The following is a 400-nucleotide window of genomic DNA, read 5'->3' as shown; positions in this document are numbered from 1 at the left end:
GATCCATTTCAGTTCCTTCCGCCAGGGCGCAATTAAGATCGAGGAACGCCTCGAATACCAGGAAGGATAAAGTGGTTCAGCGCCTCGGTCCAGATGCGACATTGATAGGTTTGTACGATTAATGGTTGCTGAGCGCGGTCGAGCCTCGCATAATGTGGATGCAGGCGGATTGGGACTACGACAATGTGGAGTAGAAATCGCCTGTCGGTAGCGGTTAGAATATATACCCAGAAGAATCGATGGTGAGGCCATGAAATCGGATATCGGACATCTACCGCAGACAAAACAACGCGAACTGGAAAGGGTCGTCCGGATCATCCAGGAAGAGTTCGCCGGCATTGTGGAGCGCTCGAAGTCCGAGGCCAAGAAAGACGGGCGGATTTATAAAATCATCCTGTTC

The 400-nt window shown here is 51.2% G+C and carries 1 pseudogene; it reads left to right on the top strand.

Annotation, left to right across the window (positions count from 1 at the left end):
• Positions 1-250 precede the first annotated feature (250 nt).
• Positions 251-400, top strand: a pseudogene (locus tag AB4Z23_RS28800) (nucleotidyltransferase); the annotation flags it as partial.

Source organism: Agrobacterium sp. MCAB5, from assembly GCF_052114365.1.
Taxonomy (GTDB): domain Bacteria; phylum Pseudomonadota; class Alphaproteobacteria; order Rhizobiales; family Rhizobiaceae; genus Agrobacterium; species Agrobacterium tumefaciens.
Note: the sequence above shows the minus strand (reverse complement) of the source record. Positions and strands in the feature narration are given on the sequence as shown.